At 56.5% G+C, this 19,011-nt stretch carries 21 protein-coding genes; 8 read left to right on the top strand and 13 right to left on the bottom strand.

From position 1 onward, the window contains the following. Positions 1 to 4: 4 nt before the first annotated feature. The 4 genes from RMR16_RS03300 to RMR16_RS03285 all read right to left on the bottom strand — a co-directional run bounded on the left by RMR16_RS03300 (position 5) and on the right by RMR16_RS03285 (position 3,745). Positions 5 to 784, bottom strand: coding sequence for an ABC transporter ATP-binding protein (locus tag RMR16_RS03300; protein WP_320199305.1), 780 nt, complete (start codon positions 782 to 784; stop codon positions 5 to 7). A 205-nt stretch (positions 785 to 989) separates the two neighbouring features. Next, positions 990 to 1,823, bottom strand: coding sequence for an undecaprenyl-diphosphate phosphatase (locus tag RMR16_RS03295; protein ID WP_320199304.1), 834 nt, complete (start codon positions 1,821 to 1,823; stop codon positions 990 to 992). Between the two features lie 126 nt (positions 1,824 to 1,949). After that, positions 1,950 to 3,347: a coniferyl aldehyde dehydrogenase gene (locus RMR16_RS03290; protein ID WP_320199303.1), complete on the bottom strand. Its 1,398-nt coding sequence runs from the start codon at positions 3,345 to 3,347 to the stop codon at positions 1,950 to 1,952. Continuing rightward, positions 3,344 to 3,745: a winged helix-turn-helix transcriptional regulator gene (locus RMR16_RS03285; RefSeq protein WP_320199302.1), complete on the bottom strand. Its 402-nt coding sequence runs from the start codon at positions 3,743 to 3,745 to the stop codon at positions 3,344 to 3,346. Before RMR16_RS03285 ends, RMR16_RS03290 begins: the two co-directional genes overlap by 4 nt. Before the next feature lie 104 nt (positions 3,746 to 3,849). On the opposite strand from RMR16_RS03285, the gene RMR16_RS03280 reads away from it, so the two are divergent. After that, positions 3,850 to 4,866 (top strand): zinc-binding alcohol dehydrogenase family protein, encoded by a 1,017-nt coding sequence (locus RMR16_RS03280; RefSeq protein ID WP_320199301.1) that lies wholly within the window; start codon positions 3,850 to 3,852, stop codon positions 4,864 to 4,866. 215 nt (positions 4,867 to 5,081) lie between these two features. Here RMR16_RS03280 and RMR16_RS03275 read toward each other — a convergent pair whose 3' ends face one another. From RMR16_RS03275 to RMR16_RS03260, 4 genes are all read right to left on the bottom strand, one after another. Beyond that, positions 5,082 to 5,825, bottom strand: coding sequence for a pentapeptide repeat-containing protein (locus RMR16_RS03275; RefSeq protein ID WP_320199300.1), 744 nt, complete (start codon positions 5,823 to 5,825; stop codon positions 5,082 to 5,084). A 107-nt stretch (positions 5,826 to 5,932) separates the two neighbouring features. Further along, complete coding sequence (locus RMR16_RS03270; protein WP_320199299.1) at positions 5,933 to 6,445, bottom strand: GNAT family N-acetyltransferase; 513 nt, start codon at positions 6,443 to 6,445, stop codon at positions 5,933 to 5,935. Next, positions 6,445 to 8,109 carry an electron transfer flavoprotein-ubiquinone oxidoreductase gene (locus RMR16_RS03265; RefSeq protein ID WP_320199298.1) on the bottom strand — a complete coding sequence of 555 codons (1,665 nt, stop codon included), beginning with the start codon at positions 8,107 to 8,109 and terminating at the stop codon, positions 6,445 to 6,447. Before RMR16_RS03265 ends, RMR16_RS03270 begins: the two co-directional genes overlap by 1 nt. A gap of 303 nt (positions 8,110 to 8,412) precedes the next feature. After that, entirely contained in the window at positions 8,413 to 9,837 is a 1,425-nt protein-coding gene (locus tag RMR16_RS03260) for an anti-phage deoxyguanosine triphosphatase (protein ID WP_320199506.1), read from the bottom strand. Positions 9,838 to 9,953: 116 nt separating this feature from the next. Between RMR16_RS03260 and RMR16_RS03255 the strand changes: the two genes are divergently transcribed. After that, positions 9,954 to 10,742 carry an SDR family oxidoreductase gene (locus tag RMR16_RS03255; protein WP_320199297.1) on the top strand — a complete coding sequence of 263 codons (789 nt, stop codon included), beginning with the start codon at positions 9,954 to 9,956 and terminating at the stop codon, positions 10,740 to 10,742. A gap of 114 nt (positions 10,743 to 10,856) precedes the next feature. Here RMR16_RS03255 and RMR16_RS03250 read toward each other — a convergent pair whose 3' ends face one another. Then, the gene (locus RMR16_RS03250) at positions 10,857 to 11,054 is read right to left on the bottom strand and encodes a hypothetical protein (protein WP_320199296.1); all 198 of its coding nucleotides are present in this window, start codon (positions 11,052 to 11,054) and stop codon (positions 10,857 to 10,859) included. A gap of 90 nt (positions 11,055 to 11,144) precedes the next feature. Between RMR16_RS03250 and RMR16_RS03245 the strand changes: the two genes are divergently transcribed. Next, positions 11,145 to 11,339, top strand: coding sequence for a hypothetical protein (locus tag RMR16_RS03245; protein ID WP_320199295.1), 195 nt, complete (start codon positions 11,145 to 11,147; stop codon positions 11,337 to 11,339). Between the two features lie 79 nt (positions 11,340 to 11,418). Continuing rightward, on the top strand, positions 11,419 to 11,622 hold the full coding sequence (locus RMR16_RS03240) for a hypothetical protein (RefSeq protein ID WP_320199294.1): 204 nt from the start codon (positions 11,419 to 11,421) through the stop codon (positions 11,620 to 11,622). A gap of 2 nt (positions 11,623 to 11,624) precedes the next feature. Here RMR16_RS03240 and blaOXA read toward each other — a convergent pair whose 3' ends face one another. Continuing rightward, on the bottom strand, positions 11,625 to 12,398 hold the full coding sequence (gene blaOXA, locus RMR16_RS03235) for a class D beta-lactamase (protein ID WP_413785979.1): 774 nt from the start codon (positions 12,396 to 12,398) through the stop codon (positions 11,625 to 11,627). A 279-nt stretch (positions 12,399 to 12,677) separates the two neighbouring features. Between blaOXA and RMR16_RS03230 the strand changes: the two genes are divergently transcribed. From RMR16_RS03230 to RMR16_RS03220, 3 genes are all read left to right on the top strand, one after another. After that, positions 12,678 to 13,970, top strand: a complete 1,293-nt coding sequence (locus RMR16_RS03230; protein ID WP_320199292.1) for an Hsp70 family protein — start codon at positions 12,678 to 12,680, stop codon at positions 13,968 to 13,970. A gap of 45 nt (positions 13,971 to 14,015) precedes the next feature. Next, entirely contained in the window at positions 14,016 to 14,909 is an 894-nt protein-coding gene (locus tag RMR16_RS03225; RefSeq protein WP_320199291.1) for a uracil-DNA glycosylase, read from the top strand. A 150-nt stretch (positions 14,910 to 15,059) separates the two neighbouring features. Next, the gene (locus RMR16_RS03220; RefSeq protein WP_320199290.1) at positions 15,060 to 15,248 is read left to right on the top strand and encodes a hypothetical protein; all 189 of its coding nucleotides are present in this window, start codon (positions 15,060 to 15,062) and stop codon (positions 15,246 to 15,248) included. A 241-nt stretch (positions 15,249 to 15,489) separates the two neighbouring features. Here the strand turns inward: RMR16_RS03220 and RMR16_RS03215 are convergent, their stop codons facing one another. After that, the gene (locus tag RMR16_RS03215) at positions 15,490 to 16,026 is read right to left on the bottom strand and encodes an AidA/PixA family protein (protein ID WP_320199289.1); all 537 of its coding nucleotides are present in this window, start codon (positions 16,024 to 16,026) and stop codon (positions 15,490 to 15,492) included. Between the two features lie 220 nt (positions 16,027 to 16,246). Between RMR16_RS03215 and RMR16_RS03210 the strand changes: the two genes are divergently transcribed. Then, positions 16,247 to 16,633: a VOC family protein gene (locus RMR16_RS03210; protein WP_320199288.1), complete on the top strand. Its 387-nt coding sequence runs from the start codon at positions 16,247 to 16,249 to the stop codon at positions 16,631 to 16,633. Between the two features lie 15 nt (positions 16,634 to 16,648). Here RMR16_RS03210 and RMR16_RS03205 read toward each other — a convergent pair whose 3' ends face one another. Together RMR16_RS03205 and RMR16_RS03200 are read right to left on the bottom strand one after the other, a co-directional pair. Beyond that, on the bottom strand, positions 16,649 to 17,527 hold the full coding sequence (locus RMR16_RS03205) for a hypothetical protein (RefSeq protein ID WP_320199287.1): 879 nt from the start codon (positions 17,525 to 17,527) through the stop codon (positions 16,649 to 16,651). A gap of 284 nt (positions 17,528 to 17,811) precedes the next feature. Then, positions 17,812 to 18,750 carry a DMT family transporter gene (locus RMR16_RS03200; RefSeq protein WP_320199286.1) on the bottom strand — a complete coding sequence of 313 codons (939 nt, stop codon included), beginning with the start codon at positions 18,748 to 18,750 and terminating at the stop codon, positions 17,812 to 17,814. Positions 18,751 to 19,011 lie beyond the last annotated feature (261 nt).

The following is a 19,011-nucleotide window of genomic DNA, read 5'->3' as shown; positions in this document are numbered from 1 at the left end:
TAAATCAGTTGGCGAGGGCGCCGGTAAATTCGCGGGTGCGGGCGCTGACCGGATTGCCGAACACCTGTTCCGGCGTGCCCTCTTCCTCAACGCGGCCCTGATGCAGAAACATGACGTGGTTGGACACATCACGGGCGAACCGCATTTCATGCGTCACCAGCAGCATGGTGCGGCCTTCTTCAGCCAGATCGCGGATGACCTTCAGCACCTCGCCCACCAGCTCGGGGTCGAGGGCCGAGGTCGGCTCATCGAACAGCATCACGGCGGGCTCTACGCAAAGCGCACGGGCAATGGCGGCGCGCTGTTGCTGCCCGCCGGATAAAAAGGCCGGATAGGCGTCTTTTTTGTCGTAAAGGCCAACCTTGTTCAGCAGCGCTTCGGCCTTGGCAATCGCGTCCTGCCGCTTCACGCCCATCACATGCACCGGCGCTTCGATGATGTTTTCCAGAACGGTGCGGTGCGCCCAGAGATTGAAGTTTTGAAACACCATGCCAAGCCCGGTCCGCAGGCGCTCCACCTGTCGCCAGCTTTTGGGCACGGCCTTGCCATCCCGGCCAATCTTGACAGACACTTCCTCGCCATTGACCGTGACACGGCCACGATCCGGCATTTCCAGAAAATTGATGCAGCGCAGAAATGTGCTTTTGCCGGAACCGGATGAGCCGATGATGGAAATCACATCGCCCTTATGGGCTTTCAGCGAAATGCCTTTCAGAACCTCATGAGCACCAAAGCTCTTATGGATATCCTCCACCGCCAAAGCGTAAGAGTTTTCAATACTCATCAAATGGTCCCGACTGGCCTGATCCTGGATGGATTTGAACGAATAAACCGAAAAATGCGCGCAATAACGCGCTCTATTGCACATCGAAGATGAAAAATCATTCCATTCGCAAGATCATGAAGGAAATAAATAGCGGGCGGACACCAAAAGCACAAAACCCCGCTCGAAGCGGGGTTTTGTTTCGGCTTAAATCCGTTGTCCCGGCTCAACCACCGGCGCTGATGACGCCCGTGGAAAGCAGCACCAGAAGCACCGCGCCCAGCACCACGCGGTAATACACGAAGGGCAGATAGCTCTTGGTGGACACGAGTTTCAGGAAGAACACGATGACGGCGTAACCGACGAAGAAAGAGATCACCGTCGCCAGTGCCGTCGGCCCCCAACCCACCGGATTTTCCTGCCCGATGCTTTTGAACAGCTGGTAGAAACCGGAGCCGAACACCGCAGGAATGGCCAGCAGGAAAGAGTAGCGCGCCGCCGCTTCGCGGGTGTAACCAAGCAGCAAGCCCGCCGTGATGGTACCACCGGAACGGGAAACGCCGGGAATAAGCGCCATGGCCTGCGCGAAGCCAAACAACACCGCGTCGCGCCAGATCAGCTTTTTGATCGGATATTTCTTTTGGCCGATCCTGTCGGCAAAACCGAGAACAATGCCGAAAACGATGAGCATGATTGCGGTGATGTAAAGGTTGCGCAACGAATGTTCGATAGCATCCTTAAACAGCAGCCCCAGCAGCACGATCGGGATGGAGCCGACGATAATCATCCAGCCCATGCGCGCGTCTGTCTGGTCATAAGCACCCAGCCGCAGGTTCTGGCGCAGCCATGCGGTCGCGATGCGCATGATGTCAGACCAGAAGTACACCAGCACGGCCAGTTCCGTGCCGATCTGGATGATGGCCGTGAAGGCGGCACCTGGATCGGCGGAGGACATAAACTCGCCCGCAATGCGCAAATGGGCGCTGGAAGAAATGGGGAGGAACTCTGTAAGCCCCTGAATAAAACCGAGAATTGCCGCCTCGATCCAACCGATTGTCATGCTTGTCCGTCCCTGGCTAAGAATCACTGCCGCGACACTATGAAGCAATCCGGGCAGTTCCATGTTGCAATGCGGAATTTTTATAAGAGTAGAACGCGGCAGAACAGCCGCGCCGAATGTTTCCGCTTATCGCAAAAGAAAAGCAAGAGCCCACCGCGTCAGCCGCCCAAACGGCGCACGCAAGAGGCTGGGCAGGCTGAACCGGCCCTGCACGAAAACACCCTTGGCATGGCTCATGCGCCGAAAGCCTTCAATGCCGTGATAAGACCCGATGCCGCTGGCCCCAACCCCGCCAAATGGCAGATCATCCTGCGCCACATGCAGCACCGTGTTGTTGATGCCGACATTGCCTGACGTGGTGCGGGTGAGGATGTCCCGGCACGCGTCGCTCTTCTCATCACCAAACACATACAGCGCCAGCGGGCGTGGCCTTGCATTGATGTCGTCGATGGCGTCGGAGATTGCGCGGTAGGTGCGAACGGGAAGGATCGGCCCGAAGATTTCTTCCTGCATGATCGTCATATCGTCGCAGGCGCCGAGAACCAGCATGGGCGGGAGGACACGGTTTCTGCCTGTCGCGGAACTGACATTGCCAACCTCCACCACCCGCGCGCCCTTGGTCCGTGCATCGTCCAGCAAACCATTCAGCCGCGCAAAATGCCGTTCGCTGATGATGGACGCGTAATCCGCGCTTTGCGGGCCTGCCGGATAGGACTTCGCCACGGCCTTTGCGTAACCGTCAACGAAACCGTCCAGATCATCTTCATGCACAAAAACATAATCCGGCGCCACGCAGGTTTGCCCTGCATTGGCGAGTTTGCCGAACACGATGGACGCAATATTTTTATCAGTCGCATGGCCTTGCTGAACGATCGTCGGGCTTTTGCCGCCGAGTTCCAGCGTCACCGGCACCAGGTTGTCACTCGCTGCCTTCATCACGGCACGGCCCACATGGGTGCTGCCAGTGAAAAACAGGTGATCGAAGGCAAGGCCGCTGAAGGTCGCACCCACCGTTGCATCCCCCAGAACAACCGCCACTTTTTCTTCCGTGAAAATCCCGGCCAGCATGTCTTTCATCAACTGGCTGGTGCGCGGCGTCAGTTCGGATGGCTTCAGCATAACGCGATTACCGGCGGCAAGCGCTGTCGCCAGCGGCACCATGGCCAGCAAAAACGGATAGTTCCACGGCGACATCACGCCGATAACGCCAAGCGGCTGGTAGTCCACATAAGCCCGGCCAAGCTGGAAGGTCATCGACACATGGCGGCGCTCCGGTTTCATGAAGCGCTTGAGATTGCGGCTCAGATAATCGATGGCCTGAATGACACCGACAATATCCAGCAGCGCCGTTTCGGTGGCGGAACGCCCGCCGAAATCTGCATCCACCGCCGCTTCGATCTCACGCCTTCGCGCAATGACCGCTGCCCGCAATGCCTTCAAATCCGCGATACGTGTGTCAAATGTCGGAGGGCCATCACGCAGAAAAGCAGCCCGTTGCCTTGCCAGAATATCGGTTTCGCTCATTCGGCAGCGACCAAAGGCTCAATCACTTCCGTGGGTGGCACCACATATTTTTCGCCATTTTTGCACACGACATGTGCGTCACCCCACGCTTTCAACGCGGAAATCACCGGCTGCATACTGTGGCCCAGCGGCGTTAAAGCGTAATCCACCCGCGGCGGCACCACGGCAAAGACCTTGCGGGAAATCAGCCCCGCCTCTTCCAGCTCGCGCAACTGCTTGGTCAACATGCGCTGGGTGACGCTTGGAATATGGCGGCGCAATTGGTTGAAGCGCAACGTGCCTTCATTCGTCAGATGGTAGAGGATCACGCCCTTCCATTTTCCATCCAGAAAACTCAGCGTGGATTCCACCGGACAACCGGGAAAATTACCGGTCAATTTGGCACGAGGTCGGGACATCACAGTATCCTTTTTGTACGTATATACAGAATATGTGCATTCTTGCAGCTTGCGTCCATATCTATCAAATAAGAGCCAACGCAACAAGCAAAGGACACAACGCCATGCGCGCTATCGGCTACAAAAACTCGAAACCCGTAACAGAGGCGGATGCGCTGATCGATTTCGATCTGCCCGTGCCGCAAGCCAAAGGCCACGATCTTCTGGTGGAAGTGAAGGCGGTTTCGGTCAATCCTGTCGATGCGAAAATACGCCTTGGCCAGCCACCGGAAAACGGCGCGACCCGCGTTTTGGGTTTCGATGCTGCAGGCATCGTCAAAGCGGTCGGCGAAGGTGTCACGCTCTTCAAGCCGGGCGATGAGGTGTTTTACGCCGGTGCGATCAACCGCCCCGGCTCCAACAGCGAATTCCAACTGGTGGATGAGCGCATCGTCGGAGCCAAACCCAAAAGCCTCAGCTTTGAGGAAGCCGCTGCTTTGCCCCTGACGGCGATCACCGCCTATGAAGCGCTGTTTGATCGGCTGAAGGTGAAAGACCCCGTGCCTGGTTCTGCCAATGCCATTCTCATCATCGGCGGTGCTGGCGGCGTCGGCTCCATCGCCGTCCAGCTTGCCCGGCAACTGACCGATCTCACCGTCATCGCCACCGCCTCACGCCCGGAAACGAAAGAATGGGTAAAAGCGCTCGGCGCGCATCATGTGATCGACCACAGCCAGCCGCTTGCGCCCCAAGTGGAAGCACTCGGCCTCGGCGCACCCGGCTTCGTCTTCTCCACCACACAGAGCGACCAGCACGCCGCCGACAGCGTGGCACTCATCGCACCACAGGGCCGTTTTGCGCTGATTGATGATCCCAAAGGCGGTTTCGATGCCATGCCGTTCAAACGCAAGGCCATCTCCATCCACTGGGAAATGATGTTCGCCCGCCCGGTTTTCGAAACCGCGGATATCATCGAACAACACAATCTGCTGAACCATGTGTCCGAACTGGTGGATGCAGGCAAAATCAAAACGACACTGACAGAGGTGTTCGGCACCATCAACGCCGCCAATCTCATCAAGGCGCACAGGTTGATCGAGAGTGGCACGGCAAAAGGGAAGATTGTTTTGTCGGGGTTTTGATGGGGTAAATCGTAAGCGGGTGAGACCGCCGCTTACCCCCCCCTCTGTCCTGCCGGACATCTCCCCCACAGGTGGGGAGATTGGCAAGACGCACCCTCGCCGCTTCATACGTAACGCTCAAGATGGCCAATAGGCTGCCACGATTCGATCTCCCTCCTTGTGGGGGAGATGTCCGACAGAGGGGGGTAAGCCACACCCGCCGGGTTCTATATTTCTCAATCCTCGTCAGGATCTTCCGCGCACGGCCAAGAGGTTGGCGTGGTCAGTCCTTGTGGCAGCTTGGTCTTGGCATCGCCGCACGCCATATCGATTTGTTTCTGCTCAAGACCGGTTGCGGCAGACAGGTCCAGCCCTTCGATGCGGGTCAACAGAAGAAAGGCATTTTCGAAGTCAATCGCGCCGGTAAATGTCGCGCCTTCGAAATTGGAGCGGGAAAGGTTGGTCATGGTAAACTTTGCACCTGTCAGCGTTGCGCCACTAAAATCGGTGCGGCCCAGCTCTGCCTTGGTAAAGTTGGCCCCTGCCAGTTTCGCGTTTTCGAAACTGGCGCGCTGCATTTCTGCGCTGTTGAATTTGGCGTTCTCCGCATCCGCATCGCTGAAATCACCGCGATAGGCCTCGACCTTGATGAAGTTGGCGTCTTGCAACTGCGAAGACGCCAGCGATGTGCGGATCAGTTTTGCTTTTTCCAGATTGGCCTTTTTGAAAGACGAGCCGCGAAGATCGGTGAAGGTGAAATCCGTTCCGCGTAAGTCCGCACCGTCCAGCATACTGCCACCCAGCATCAGAAGGCGCTTGTTGCACGCGCTCCAGTCGATTTCTGCCGAAGCATCGGCGCGGCAACTCGCCGCCTGCGCCGGGCGTTCACCCACGGTCACGACCGCTAGAAGCGACAGCGCCGCTCCCGCAATCGTAGTGGTCCATCGCTTGTTCGATGATACGCCGACAACCGCAAACATACACTCACTCCCAGCCTCGTTTCCCGGTACGCTCATCATACCACTTCCAGCTTAGCCTTTAGTAAAGTATCCGCAGCGATCCTGCAAATAGGGTCATGTCATCTGCGCTACAGCAGGAGCCTCATTGCCACTCTTCGCTCCGCCTGCATGCCATTTTTGATTTCATCAGCGAGAACGGCCTTCAGCGTTGCGGGCGTTTCATCGTCTTCCAAGACCCTGAAACCACAGGTGGTGTAGAAGGGACCATTAAAAGCGATGAAACGATCTGTGGTTAAAACAACGCTGGGAAGCCCAAGTTCCGTCACACGGTCAATAAGACTGTGGATTAACCTGCGACCAATCCCCTTCCCCTGATATGCGACGGCGACATCGATTTCTGCGAGATAGGCACCACCATCAAACGGCCATGCGGCAATGAAGCCGACGGGAACATCCTGCGCATCGACAGCAACGAGCAACATTCCGGCGACAAGCGCTTCCTCAAGCTTCTCGTGCGCCATGGCAGATGGCATTCCATCCACCCCACCCGCATTGCTCAAAGTCTGGAAGGCGTCGATTTCTATCGCTGCCAGCGCATCGAACTCATGGCGATGCGCGTCCCTGATGCTGATGTCCACCATCACATATTCGCGTAAACCGGCCCTTCACCACCCTGCGGCGGCACCCAGTTGATGTTCTGGTTGGGGTCTTTGATATCGCAGGTTTTACAGTGCACGCAGTTCTGCGCGTTGATGACGTAGGTTGGCTGACCGTCCTTCTCCACCCATTCATAAACGCCCGCCGGACAGTAGCGTGTCGAAGGGCCGCCATAAACATCGTGTTCGGAGCGCTTCTGCACTTCCATGTCCTTCACCTGAAGATGAACAGGTTGGTCCTCCTCGTGGTTGGTGGAGGACAGGAAGACCGACGAGAGGCGGTCGAAGGTCAGCACGCCATCAGGCCGTGGATAGGCGATTGGCTTGTGCTGAGAGGCGGGTTCGAGGCATTCCGCATCCGTCTTGCCATGTTTCAGCGTGCCGAAAATGGAGAAGCCGAACAGCTGGTTGGTCCACATGTCCAACCCGCCAAGAGCAACGCCGATGGCCGTGCCGAATTTCGACCACAGCGGCTTGACGTTGCGCACGCGCTTCAGATCCTTGCCGATGTCACTATCGCGCCATTCGTTTTCGATCTCGATCACTTCATCATTGGCGCGGCCCGCTGCAACGGCCTCGGCAATGCGGTCTGCCGCCATCAGGCCTGATAGCACGGCGTTGTGGCTGCCCTTGATGCGCGGCACGTTGACGAAGCCTGCCGAACAGCCAATCAGCGCGCCGCCAGGGAAGGTCAGTTTCGGCACGGATTGATATCCGCCTTCGGTAATCGCCCGCGCGCCGTAAGACAGGCGCTTGGCACCCTCGAAGGTCGGGGCAATAGCCGGGTGCGTCTTGTACCGCTGGAATTCCTCGAACGGATAGAGATACGGATTTTTGTAGTTCAGGTGCACCACGAAACCCACGGCAACGAGGTTGTCTTCCAGATGGTAGAGGAAAGAACCGCCACCGGTTTTCAGGCCCAGCGGCCAACCAAAGGAGTGCTGCACAAGACCCTGTTTGTGCTTCTCCGGCTTGACCTGCCAGAGTTCCTTGATGCCGATGCCGAATTTCTGAACGTCGCTGTCCTTGGACAGATCAAATTTCTGGATGAGCTGCTTGGCCAGAGAGCCGCGCACGCCTTCGCCGATCAGCACATATTTGCCCATCAGCGCCATGCCGCGAGTAAAGGCAGGGCCGGGTTCGCCGTTGCGCTCCACGCCCATATCGCCGGTGGCAACGCCAATCACCGCGCCATCGTCATTATACAGCACTTCGCTGGCAGCAAAGCCGGGATAGATCTCGACACCGAGCGCTTCCGCCTTTTCCGCCAGCCACCGACAGACCAGCCCGAGCGAGACGATGTAATTGCCATGGTTGTTCATCAGCGGCGGCATGGCGAAGTTCGGCAGGCGAATGGAACCAGCAGGCCCGAGCAACAGGAACTGGTCATCCTTCACTTCGGTCTTGAAGGGATGCCCCTCCTCTTCGCGCCAACCCGGCAGCAAACGATCGATCCCGATAGGATCGACCACCGCGCCGGACAGAATATGCGCCCCGACTTCGGCACCTTTTTCCAGCACCACAACGGAAAGATCAGGATTGATCTGCTTCAACCGTATCGCAGCCGAGAGACCCGCAGGCCCAGCACCAACGATAACAACGTCGAATTCCATTGATTCGCGTTCCGGCAGTTCCATCGCTTCAGTCATCCTGTCCTCGTCCGTTCGCCGGTCCCGTCCGGTCTTGTATTCTCAACCGCCTGCAAGCGCTGATGTCGCGCCCAACCTGCTTTTTCAAGCTATTGTCTCAACTCTTTCTTCGCAAAGCACAAAGCCGTTGTCGAGGTTCAAGTGCGGCAAATTCTGTTCAGGCATTATTACATTCTCTGGCGCCCTGGTAATACTTTACTTTTACGTGCACGTAATACAAGCTAGTATAAACGCCCCACAGCGGTCAAGCGTGCATCACCATCAGACGACACGCAGGGGCAGACACGCTGCGGGTTAAAAAGTTTAAAGCTTGTCGAACACAGAGCCGACGCCGGGCGCAAAGAGCCGCTCATATGTCTTGAGCAGATACCCGTCTGTCATTCCGGCAACAAAATCGCAGATCACGCGAAGATCACCCTGTGCCGCGTCATATCGCTTGAAGGCATCCTCTGGCAGCAAACGTTTCGGGTCGGATTGCAAGGCCTCGAACACGGCAACGACCATGCCCTGCCCCTTGAACTCCAGCTGCTGAACGCGCGGGCTTTTGATGACATGGTTGAAGACAACCTTTTTCAGCGCCTTCAAAAGCTGCTTCCTGTCCTCATTGATCGTCAGACGGTAACGGATCAAAGGCAGACTGAATTGCTCATGGTCTTCATAGGCAAGTTCGGTCATGAAATAGGGCACGAGCATGTTGATATAGAGCTTGCGTTTTTCGCTCTCGCCGAACAGTGCTTCAAGCATCTGGTCATAGGCATTATTGGTCATCTTGCGTGCGTAACGTTTCGTCAGAAACTCCAGAAAACCACTGCAAACCTCACGTGTAACCGTGTCCTCAAAACTCTGCCGTGTCAGGAGACGCATCGCAATGGCGTCTTCAAGGTCATGCACGCCGTAGGAAATATCATCCGCCAGATCCATGATGCTGCAATCAAGCGATTTGTGCAGCGTGCTACCGTGCTTATCGCCTGATTTTTCAACGGCTTGAAACGCTTCGCGCTCATCCGTTGAAAGAGGCTCCAGCACCCACGACACCACGCTCCCTTCGCAATCCAGATAACATTTGGGTGGTTTGGAGGCATTCGTATCGATGATGCGCAAGGTGGATGGGCCGTCCTGCAACTTTGGAACAAGCGCGGGATTTGCGGCAGTTGAATAGGCAACAGGATATTTCAGCACACCCAGCAAAGACCGCCGCGTCAGGTTTGCGCCCGATGATTTGGAAAAGGCTTCCAGCTTGCTCAGAATCCGCAGTGTCTGGCCGTTGCCCTCGAAACCGGCTTTTTCCGGCGTCTGGTCAACGCGCATACAATAATTCAGCGCGACCTCTCCGCCATGGCCAAACGGCGGGTGGCCAATGTCATGGGCGCTACCAATGGTTTGAATCAGGCTATGATCTGGCAAATCAGCCGTCGCCGGATGATCCGGCAGCAACATCTTGAGCTGCTTTATCAAGCCTCCGGCGATTTGGGCGACTTCAAGGGAATGGGTCAATCTCGTGCGATAAAAATCGCTGTCGCCGAGATTGAGAATCTGGGTTTTGCTTTGCAATCGCCGGAATGACGCAGAATGAATGATCCGGGCATAATCAATATCACTATCGCTGCGGGCATCATCATCCTGACGTTTTATTGGTTCCTGACGCTCATACCACACAACATACCCCACGAATTTTCCGCTTACATCTGGCAACTCCTTATGAGTTTTGCTGGCGTATATTACAACCATCTCCATCAGCAGCTTGCCCGAAAAGTGGCCGCCGTGGCGCAAATCGCTTTTCGTTCATTTGTTCAACGGCTAAGACTGAGGAAACAGCATCATGTGACTATCAGAAAGGTTCTTTCATGGATTTCGGCATTTCCGGCAAACGCGCCCTCGTTCTGGCTTCTTCTCGCGGGCTTGGCCTCGGCATTGCCACGGCACTTGCCAATGAAGGCGCCAACGTGCTTCTGGTCGGGCGCAGCGGTGAAAAGCTGGCGGCAAATGCGCAGGCCATCAACGCGCTGGGCAAGGGCAAGGCGGATTGGGTGTGGGGTGATCTTTCCGAAGACAACTTCGTGCCGTCCATGGTTGAAGCCGTAAACACAAAGCTCGGCGGCATCGATATTCTCGTCAACAACACCGGTGGTCCAACGCCCGGCACGGCTCAAGACATCACCATCGACAAGCTCGACACGTTCTTTCAGTCCATGGTGCTGCGCGTCATCACGCTGACCAACACCTTCCTGCCGCAGATGAAGGAACAAGGCTGGGGCCGCATTCTCACGGTCGCATCCTCCGGCGTTTTCGAACCCATTCCCAACCTGGCACTGTCCAACACCCTGCGTGGCGCGCTGGTGGGCTGGAACAAGACGCTTGCGGCGGAAGTGGCCGGTTTCGGCATCACGTCCAACATGCTTTTGCCGGGCCGCATCCACACGGATCGCATCGATGAGCTGGATGGCGCCAACGCCAAGAGACTGGGTAAAAGCGTGGAAGACGTGCGCGAAGCATCGCTCAAGAGCATTCCTGCCGGACGTCTTGGCAAGGTCGAAGAATTCGCCGCCGCGGGTGCTTTCCTCTGCTCGCAACCGGCCAGCTACATCACCGGCACCATGCTGCGCGTCGATGGCGGCGCATCCAAATCCATCTGACGAAATGAAGCGTTGGAGCCGGAAAATTCGGCTCCACCATAATTATATTCGACCACTGAAACGCAAACTTTGGGGGATGGCATCTAGGAGTTGCCCATCATCAATGTCCGGCGTTCATGCCATGTTCGAAAATATACTCCCACCCGCGTCCACGCCATACACATCGCCTTCGACGGGTGACTCGTCTTCCGGCAATCCATCATCCGGTTCCACGCAGGGCAGCAGCCAGTTTTTCGGCACCTCGACCAGCCAGACGACGTTGCGACGTCGCCGGTTGAGGAACAGCCTGCCGCGTCTGAAACGCCCGTTCAAAACGAGACGTCCCGGCCAGCACCGATTGCGCCTGCTCCGGTCGAGCAGCCATCAACCGCAGGGGTAGTCAAACAGGCCGGTAATTCCAATGTGAGTGACGCTGTCAGCGCCAGAGCGTCTTTGCGCAGCAGTGCTGCCGAGGTTCAGAAAGACCGCATCATTCGCGGCTTGCTCGACGCCATTGTCAGCAGCGACAAGACGGTGGAAGGCCGCGAGCTTTTGAAAGATGACGACGCGGAAGCGACAAAACCCAGCCTCGTCGAAAAATACTACGCCGAGGCCTGAGCCATCACGCGCAACCGCATAGCTATTGAACCCTCTCCGGGTTAAGCTCCGGGCAGGTTTTTCCTTTTGGGAGCGTATGATGCAGGTCCTTCGAGTTTCCCTCACCGTTTTCGGCGCGCTTCTGACCCTTATCGGCCTTGTCTGGATTGGGCAGGGCAGCGGATTGTTCCCCTACCCCGCCTCCAGTTTCATGATCAACCAGACACCGTGGATGCTGCGCGGCGCGCTTGCCGCCATTGTCGGTCTGGCCATGATCTTCGCCGCGCGCCGCTTCGTGCGATAGGCTTATTTCACCAGCTTGGGCAGGTCGGCAATCAGCGCGTCGCGGGTGGCAAAGCTGATGGGTTCATCGCTTTTCCAGTCTTTGACATTGAGCGTGGCAAATACGACCTTCCGGTCGCCCTTTTCCGCCCAGCCAACGAACCATCCCAACCAATAGCTGCCATCAAACTTGCCCGCCTTGTCGCGCATCCGGCCAGAGCCGGTCTTGCCATGCACCTGCCAGCCATCGGCGGCAGTGAATTTGGGAATGATGGCCATGGTCCTGTCGTAAGCCGCCTTGGACACCGGCAATTGTCCCGTCACGAAACGGTGCATAAAACCCACTTGCCCATCCCCTGAAATTTTCAGCGACGACATCAGCCAGGATTCCGTCAGCCCGTCCGTTTGGCCTTTGACACCCTTCACATCGGCATTGCCGTAATCGAAGCGGCGCACATAATCGGCAAACTTCTGTTTACCCAAGCGGCGGGTAATTTCCTGCGAATACCAGACGATGGAATCCTTCTCCCATACGGTGGGATCGACAGATTTCTGCTCGCGCTTCGGCCTTTTCCATTCAGCCTTGTAGTCCCAGCGCGGCGTTGTGGCGTCCGTTAGAATGCCGGCATCATATCCCATGATGGCAAGCGGCAGCTTGAAGCTGGATTGCGGCGCAAACGCTTGGTCGCAGGCACCCTCACGGTGCAAAGGCTTCCCGCTTGCTGCGTCCAGAACAACCGTGCAGTGCACGGCGTCTGCCGCAGACGCACCGGAAACATGCAAACAAGACATTGTCATAGCCGCACAAAAGGTTGCTGCCAAACGTGTATTCAAGGCCATCGGCCATCCTCCGTGTCTGCGAAACTTGATGCTTCCCCCGACGGCCATAGGGACAATACCGATGGCATTATTGCGGCGGAAACGGAGAAAACGTGGGTGCCGCGCTTGCCATTCACAATCCGCTATGCCATCACGCGCCCTCTTCAAAACAGGCGGGCGCTTTTTAGTGTCTCATCTCATGCCCGGTTGCCGTCTGGCCTCCGGCACAATTTATTTCGACGCTAAGGACCACGCGCTATGGCAAGAACACTCGGCCTTGATTTCGGCACGACCAACACGGTCATGGCACTGTCCGACACGGGCAACACCAGCCATTCCATGCGCTTCACCAGCAGCGCGGGCACGACGGACAGTATGCGGACCGCGCTGTCCTTCATGAAAACAGGCACGTTTGGTGCCGCCGCCCTTCAGGTGGAAGCAGGCCATGCCGCCATCCGCCAGTTCATCGATAATCCCGGTGATTGTCGCTTCCTGCAATCCATAAAAACCTTTGCCGCGTCATCCCTGTTCCAAGGGACGCTGGTGTTTGCCAAGCGCCAGAGCTTTGAGGATTTGATGGAGGTCTTCCTGCGCAAGCTGAGGACCTATGCGGGCGATGAGTGGCCGCAGGATGTGTCTACCGTCATTGCCGGTCGCCCGGTGCGTTTCGCCGGTGGCAACCCGGATGAAGACCTGGCGATAGCCCGTTATAATGAAGCACTGACCCGCGCCGGTTTCCCGGAAATCCACTATGTTTATGAGCCGGTCGCAGCCGCCTATTACTTCGCCCAGAGCTTGAAGAAGGACGCCAACGTGCTCGTCGCAGACTTTGGCGGCGGCACCACCGACTATTCCTTGATCCGTTTTGAGACCCATGCCGGCAAGCTTTCCGCCACCCCCATCGGCCATTCCGGCGTGGGCGTGGCAGGCGATCACTTCGACTTCCGCATGATCGACAATCTGGTGTCGCCCGAAATCGGAAAGGGCAGCAAGTTCAAGAGCTTCGATAAGGTTCTGGATGTTCCCGGCGGTTATTACGTGAATTTCGGACGCTGGAACCAGCTGTCCATCTTCAAGACCTCCAAGGAATTTTCCGATCTGAAGTCGCTGGTGCGCTCTGCGCTGGAGCCGGAAAAGCTGGAAATGTTCATCGATCTTGTCGATCATGATGAGGGCTATCCGCTCTATCAGGCCATTTCCGCCACCAAGATGGCCCTGTCTTCCAACGAGGAAGCGGAGTTCAACTTCGCGCCTTTGGGCAGCGCTGGTCGCAAGACAGTCAAGCGCTCTGATTTCGACAATTGGATCGTGGACGATCTGGCCAAGATCGAAGGCGCTCTGGATGAGGTTCTGGAAAAGACCCAGACCGCACCTGAGGCCATCGACAAGGTGTTCCTGACGGGCGGCACATCTTTCGTGCCTGCGGTGCGCCAGCTGTTTACCCGCCGTTTTGATGCCGACAAGATCGAAAGCGGCGGCGAGTTGCTCTCCATCGCCCACGGTCTCGCCATGATCGGCGAAAGCGGTGATATTCAGCGCTGGACAGCGTAATTTACGGGGTTTCATGCAGCCGGGACATGGGGTAGTTCTAAGCCCATGATCTCGGCACAAGACCTTACCTCCGCAGAACTGGCGGCGCTTCTGCATTTTCATGCGGATGCGGGCGTGGACTGGCTGCTGGAAGACACGTCTATCGATCGTTTCGCGGAGTTTGCGGCAACCCGCCAAGGCCGCCCCGTTCAGAGAGAGGCGCAGCCTCAACAGCAACACACACAAAACGACGCCGCCCGCCGTGGTAGCCCGGCAACGCCGGGTAGCACGGCAACGCCGTCACGCAGCGCCGCGATAGCAGCACCGGCCATTCAGACCAACGTGGCGATGCCGGATGAGCAGGCCATCGCGGCGGCTCGTTTTGCAGCAGAAACCGCCCGTTCGCTGCCGGAACTCAAAACCGCGCTGGAAAGCTTCAACGGCTGTAATCTGAAAAACAGCGCCCGCACGACCATCTTTGCAGAGGGTGACCCCTCCTCCGGTATCATGGTCATCGGCCCGATGCCGGATGCGGATGATGACCGCGAAGGCCAGCCCTTCATGGGCAAAACCGGCCTTCTGCTGGGCCGTATGCTGGCAGCCATCGGGCTCAACCGCGCCAACCTGCTGCTCACCAATGTCGTGCCATGGCGTCCGCCCGGCAATCGCCCGCCATCTGGCCCGGAAATGGAAATCTGCCGCCCGTTCATCGAACGGCAGGTCGCGCTGGCGGAGCCAAAAGCACTGTTGCTTTTGGGCAACTTCACCGCCCGTTTTTTCTTTGGCGCCACAGGCACCATTCATACACTGCGCGGACAGTGGCGTGATGTCGCAGCCGGACCCGGCATCGTGCCGGCAATCGCAACCCTGCATCCGCAGGAACTTTTGAATGCTCCGGCCAGTAAACCATTGGCATGGCAGGACTTATTGGCGTTTCAGGCGCTTATCCAAAAACTGTGAATGCTTCCTTTTTGATCAATGTGAATCATTTATGAAGAAAGCCATGCAAATGGCGCATAACAGCGGCGCATTTGCGTTTCTTGCCGAATCCCTGCTGCACTGCAATAAGTCGCCTTGTCTTGGGAGGAATAGGTTTAAGGAACCAAGGCAATGACCACTCGCTTCCGTCCGGTTCACTCCGGCTTCGAAACTCTCCGCCTGGCGGGCCTCGGCCCACGCTCCAGTCAGGGATATCACCGTTTCGGTGTAACGAACGAACAGCTGACCGCTCGCGCGTCTTCTCAGCAGGTTCGTACGACCCGTCCTTCAGCGGTCTTCGCGGATTTCCGTGAACGCTAAGATGGATCAGCCCTCCGGTTAACACTGGAAGGTTTTACAATCCGACGCTTTGCAGCGCCTTTCCTATGAAGAGGCGCTTTTGCGTTTCAAGCCATCACTGACAAAACCTGCCCGAAAATCGGAATCGTCTTTCAGGCGAATGCCGTGGCTGCACGCAGCAGGCGTTCAGACCTGCCTGTTTAACCAATCAAACAGGCAGGTCCAAGACGTGTTTATTCCCTGCTCAGAAAAACCGCGCTGATCATGAAGCGGTGAGTGCCGGATCCCAGGCGAAGTAACCGATGACGCTCAGGCTCCCGCCATGGTAGTACAGCACTTCAAAGAGAACGCTGTAATTCTCCTGTCCGCCCGTTACGACATCCGCCTGTACATAAAAATCATACTGCTGCGTTGCTATATAAGCATTGCTGCCCGAAGGAGGAAGCGCAATGGTGCCCGGCACCGTTCCTGGAACGGGCGTTTGTGGTTGAATGAGTTTACCTTCGGTATCTGCGGTGATTTTGGTGCCGCTGAGATAGGTAATATTGGTGATATTGGCCGAATAGCTGGTGTTGCCTGATTGGGACACCACGCGCCAGCGAATGGTGTCGCCAACATCGGCGGAAATGCTGAGGTCGCCTGTTGCCTGACCGCTTTTGACATACTGATTGGCGGCAATCATATAGGCATAATTATGCCCCACCCATGTCGGATTTTTCGGATCCTTGCTCGGATTCGACGTGTTGGCAATGAGGTTGTTAACGTCTACGACGATTTCAATATCAATAATTTCACTCACGTGAGATATCCCTTCAGGTGCAATTTACAATTGCAATCATTTCAAATTGCACCCACGAGTCAATGCAACTTTTGGACGACTCCAAAAAAAGTCATCCATGGGTTGTTTTTCTTGCGTCTGAAAAGAATTCCGCCTTATGGTATCGCCATATGCAGGGAAGACGCCTGATCAAAGGAAGCAGTCCAACAGGAAATAGCGCCGGCTTTTTTGGGAGTGCGCCATGTTTTCAAATGAGATTGAAGTCGTCACGCTGTTCGTCGATGACATCGGCGCGGCAAGGCAATTCTACGAAAACGTCTTTCGCCCACAGATCATTTATCAGGATGACGTCTCCGCCGTTCTCAAATTCTCGGGCACCCTCATCAATCTGCTTCAAGCCAGCGAGGCACCGGAACTCGTGACACCCTTGGCGGTTGCCGCGTCCGGCAGCGGAACACGAATGTTACTGACGATCAAAGTCGAGAATGTCGATGCGGTCTGCACGGAACTCACCAAACGCGGCGCGACCATCCTCAACGGCCCTATAGATCGCCCTTGGGGACGGCGCACAGCCGCCTTTGCCGATCCATCGGGACATGTCTGGGAAGTCGCGCAGGAGATTGCCTAGGCGTGCCGCACTATATCAGGATGTTTCCGACACGTCGGCAAACGCCGCATCGTCAGCCTGTTCTTTCGCCCAGAGAAAAGCATCATTCACATATTTGAACTTGATGGCCTGCCAGGTGCGGTATTCATCCAGAAAGTCACGGGAAAACCACATGCCGCTGCGCAGGCTGTCATCGTGCCAGCCCATGCTGCCCTGCTCCGCCGCCTTGTTCAGCAGCCTTTGCAAATGGGTGCGGGACATCATGAAATCTGCGGCCAAGGCCCGCGCATCGACAAAACCGATGTCGATACGGTCGGATTGGCTGTGGGCATCGTCAATGCGGCTGATGAATTCGTCCATCACCAAAGCGCCAGCTTCCGTCCAGAGGAACGCCCCGACGCGCGCCGGCGGCTCCACCCAATCCTTGTCGGCAAGGCAGGCACGCGCCGCACGCGGCTGCACCAGCGCCATGAGTTGCGGGCGCGCCATCATTTCTGCGGCTCTTGATCCGTCGTCCAGAGCGTCGAGCGCGGCCAGATTGGCGATCAACCACATCAGCATGGTTTGCTCGCTGATCGCCGTCGCCCGGTAGCGCCGTGGCCGCACGGAAGCTGCTCCGACCTTCTCCACGTAGCGGTAGATTTCCAGCTGATCGAGATAGTTCTGAACCGTGTTGCGGCTGGCAACGCCGTTGAGCGTTACAAGTTCGCGAAACTGCGCCACGGTGAAACCGCGTGGCCCAGCCTCAAGATTCAGCGCCATGCCAGCCTGCGTCAAAAGCCACTTTTGGTGGGCAGATAACAGCCGTGCGATCCGTGGATTGTCGTTGTACGTCGCGCGCAAACGACGTGCGAGACCCCGCACGGCACCCAAAAGGCCGGGATTTGCAATAAGTTCGGCATGGGAATATGTCATGGCCGATCCTGCACTACGAACAGAATAGAATTTGCAAATTTGCGGCGGCTGACTGCCGCACCATCATTTTCCTGTCGCGTATCACAGCGGTTCACAATGAACAGCCGGGCGCAATCAGGCATTCCGCGTCTTACCCCAAACACGATCCGCCACCCAGAACTTTACCCTTACCACAGCCAACGTGAATAACACGTTCGTGCGAAAATTGAATAAAACTTTGTTAAAAAACAAAGGTTTTCAACACCCGACAACAGGTGAGCCTTCATGCGGCAAAGTCGGATATTTCAACCCTGCGGCGTGGAGGCTTTTCTGGCTGCCTTGCGCGCCAGTCCAAGCTGGTGCTCACGAAAGATAATGAAGATACCTGCCAAGATGACAATTGCAGTCCCGACCAGCATCGTCACCGTGGGTATATCGCCGAAAAGAATGTAGGAAACGCCGATCCCGAACAGGATCGAGCTGTATTCGAAGGGCGCGATGGTTGAAACTTCCGCGTGCCGATAGCTCTCTGTCAGCAAAATCTGCGCGATGCCGCCAGCAATACCGCTGGAAATCAGCAATATCGTCTGCTTCATGTCCAGCCATTCCCAATAAAACGGCAGGCTGAGCGCCGACAGGAAACTGCCCGTCAGCGAAAAATAAAGAACGATCGTGGCCGTCTTTTCCGTTACCACCAGCTGGCGCACCTGCACCATGGCAAGGCCGCCCAGCACCGCCCCGAAAAGAACCGCAAGCGCGCCAATCCCCTCGCCCGCCGCAAAGCCGCCCTCCTGCAACAATGTCAGTTTGGGCCAAAGGATGATGATAACGCCCGTCATGCCGACAAGCACCGCCGACCAGCGATAGATACGCACGGCCTCGCCCAGCAACAGCGCCGCAAACATCACCGCCATCAACGGAGACGCGTAACCGATGGCAATGAACTCCGGCAATGGCAGCAGCGTCAGCCCGTAGAAGCCGCAGATCATCGACAGAACACCAAGAAAGCCACGCTTGAAATGCCCGGCCAGGTTCTGTGTGTGGAATGCCCTGGGCAGGCTCCGCAGCCATGCCAGATAGATAATGATCGGGATGATGGCGAAGGTGGAGCGAAAAAAGCTGATTTCTCCGGCGGGCACATTCGGCCCTGCCGCCTTGATGCAGGTCTGCATGACCAGAAAAAACGCAACGGATATCAGCTTGAAGCTTATCCCCCGAATGGGGTTATAGGCGGCGGCACTCATACGAAAAGGAACTCTCAACCGGCGACGTGCTCTGACGCACGGCATTGTTAGAGAATCGAGCTTAGCCCGGATAGCGAGGAGACTTCCATCAAAAACTGCATGGATGCATGGCAAAAATCCTAGCACCGAATTATGCGCTCAGGCGTATATGGGCAGTCGCGCGATGTTATAATTTAGTAAAATTGCTAACCAATCGAACGTTTTGTCGTAATATAATTTCTTACCGGCTATAATTTCAGTAATCGTTCAACATTTAATGAA

Source organism: Agrobacterium sp. rho-13.3 (assembly GCF_033957765.2).
Lineage (GTDB): Bacteria > Pseudomonadota > Alphaproteobacteria > Rhizobiales > Rhizobiaceae > Agrobacterium.
This window is presented reverse-complemented; position numbering and strand designations above follow the sequence as displayed.

Excerpts from the sequence above, each read along its gene's own strand:
- RMR16_RS03200 (WP_320199286.1), bottom strand. The coding sequence starts at position 18,750 with ATGAGTGCCGCCGCCTATAACCCCATTCGGGGGATAAGCTTCAAGCTG.
- RMR16_RS03210 (WP_320199288.1), top strand. The coding sequence starts at position 16,247 with ATGTTTTCAAATGAGATTGAAGTCGTCACGCTGTTCGTCGATGACATC.
- RMR16_RS03205 (WP_320199287.1), bottom strand. The coding sequence starts at position 17,527 with ATGACATATTCCCATGCCGAACTTATTGCAAATCCCGGCCTTTTGGGT.
- RMR16_RS03240 (WP_320199294.1), top strand. The coding sequence starts at position 11,419 with ATGCAGGTCCTTCGAGTTTCCCTCACCGTTTTCGGCGCGCTTCTGACC.
- RMR16_RS03270 (WP_320199299.1), bottom strand. The coding sequence starts at position 6,445 with ATGGTGGACATCAGCATCAGGGACGCGCATCGCCATGAGTTCGATGCG.
- RMR16_RS03285 (WP_320199302.1), bottom strand. The coding sequence starts at position 3,745 with ATGTCCCGACCTCGTGCCAAATTGACCGGTAATTTTCCCGGTTGTCCG.
- RMR16_RS03220 (WP_320199290.1), top strand. The coding sequence starts at position 15,060 with ATGACCACTCGCTTCCGTCCGGTTCACTCCGGCTTCGAAACTCTCCGC.
- RMR16_RS03275 (WP_320199300.1), bottom strand. The coding sequence starts at position 5,825 with ATGTTTGCGGTTGTCGGCGTATCATCGAACAAGCGATGGACCACTACG.
- RMR16_RS03295 (WP_320199304.1), bottom strand. The coding sequence starts at position 1,823 with ATGACAATCGGTTGGATCGAGGCGGCAATTCTCGGTTTTATTCAGGGG.
- RMR16_RS03300 (WP_320199305.1), bottom strand. The coding sequence starts at position 784 with ATGAGTATTGAAAACTCTTACGCTTTGGCGGTGGAGGATATCCATAAG.
- RMR16_RS03280 (WP_320199301.1), top strand. The coding sequence starts at position 3,850 with ATGCGCGCTATCGGCTACAAAAACTCGAAACCCGTAACAGAGGCGGAT.
- RMR16_RS03255 (WP_320199297.1), top strand. The coding sequence starts at position 9,954 with ATGGATTTCGGCATTTCCGGCAAACGCGCCCTCGTTCTGGCTTCTTCT.
- RMR16_RS03265 (WP_320199298.1), bottom strand. The coding sequence starts at position 8,109 with ATGACTGAAGCGATGGAACTGCCGGAACGCGAATCAATGGAATTCGAC.
- RMR16_RS03225 (WP_320199291.1), top strand. The coding sequence starts at position 14,016 with ATGATCTCGGCACAAGACCTTACCTCCGCAGAACTGGCGGCGCTTCTG.
- RMR16_RS03230 (WP_320199292.1), top strand. The coding sequence starts at position 12,678 with ATGGCAAGAACACTCGGCCTTGATTTCGGCACGACCAACACGGTCATG.
- RMR16_RS03290 (WP_320199303.1), bottom strand. The coding sequence starts at position 3,347 with ATGAGCGAAACCGATATTCTGGCAAGGCAACGGGCTGCTTTTCTGCGT.
- RMR16_RS03260 (WP_320199506.1), bottom strand. The coding sequence starts at position 9,837 with ATGGTTGTAATATACGCCAGCAAAACTCATAAGGAGTTGCCAGATGTA.
- blaOXA (WP_413785979.1), bottom strand. The coding sequence starts at position 12,398 with ATGACAATGTCTTGTTTGCATGTTTCCGGTGCGTCTGCGGCAGACGCC.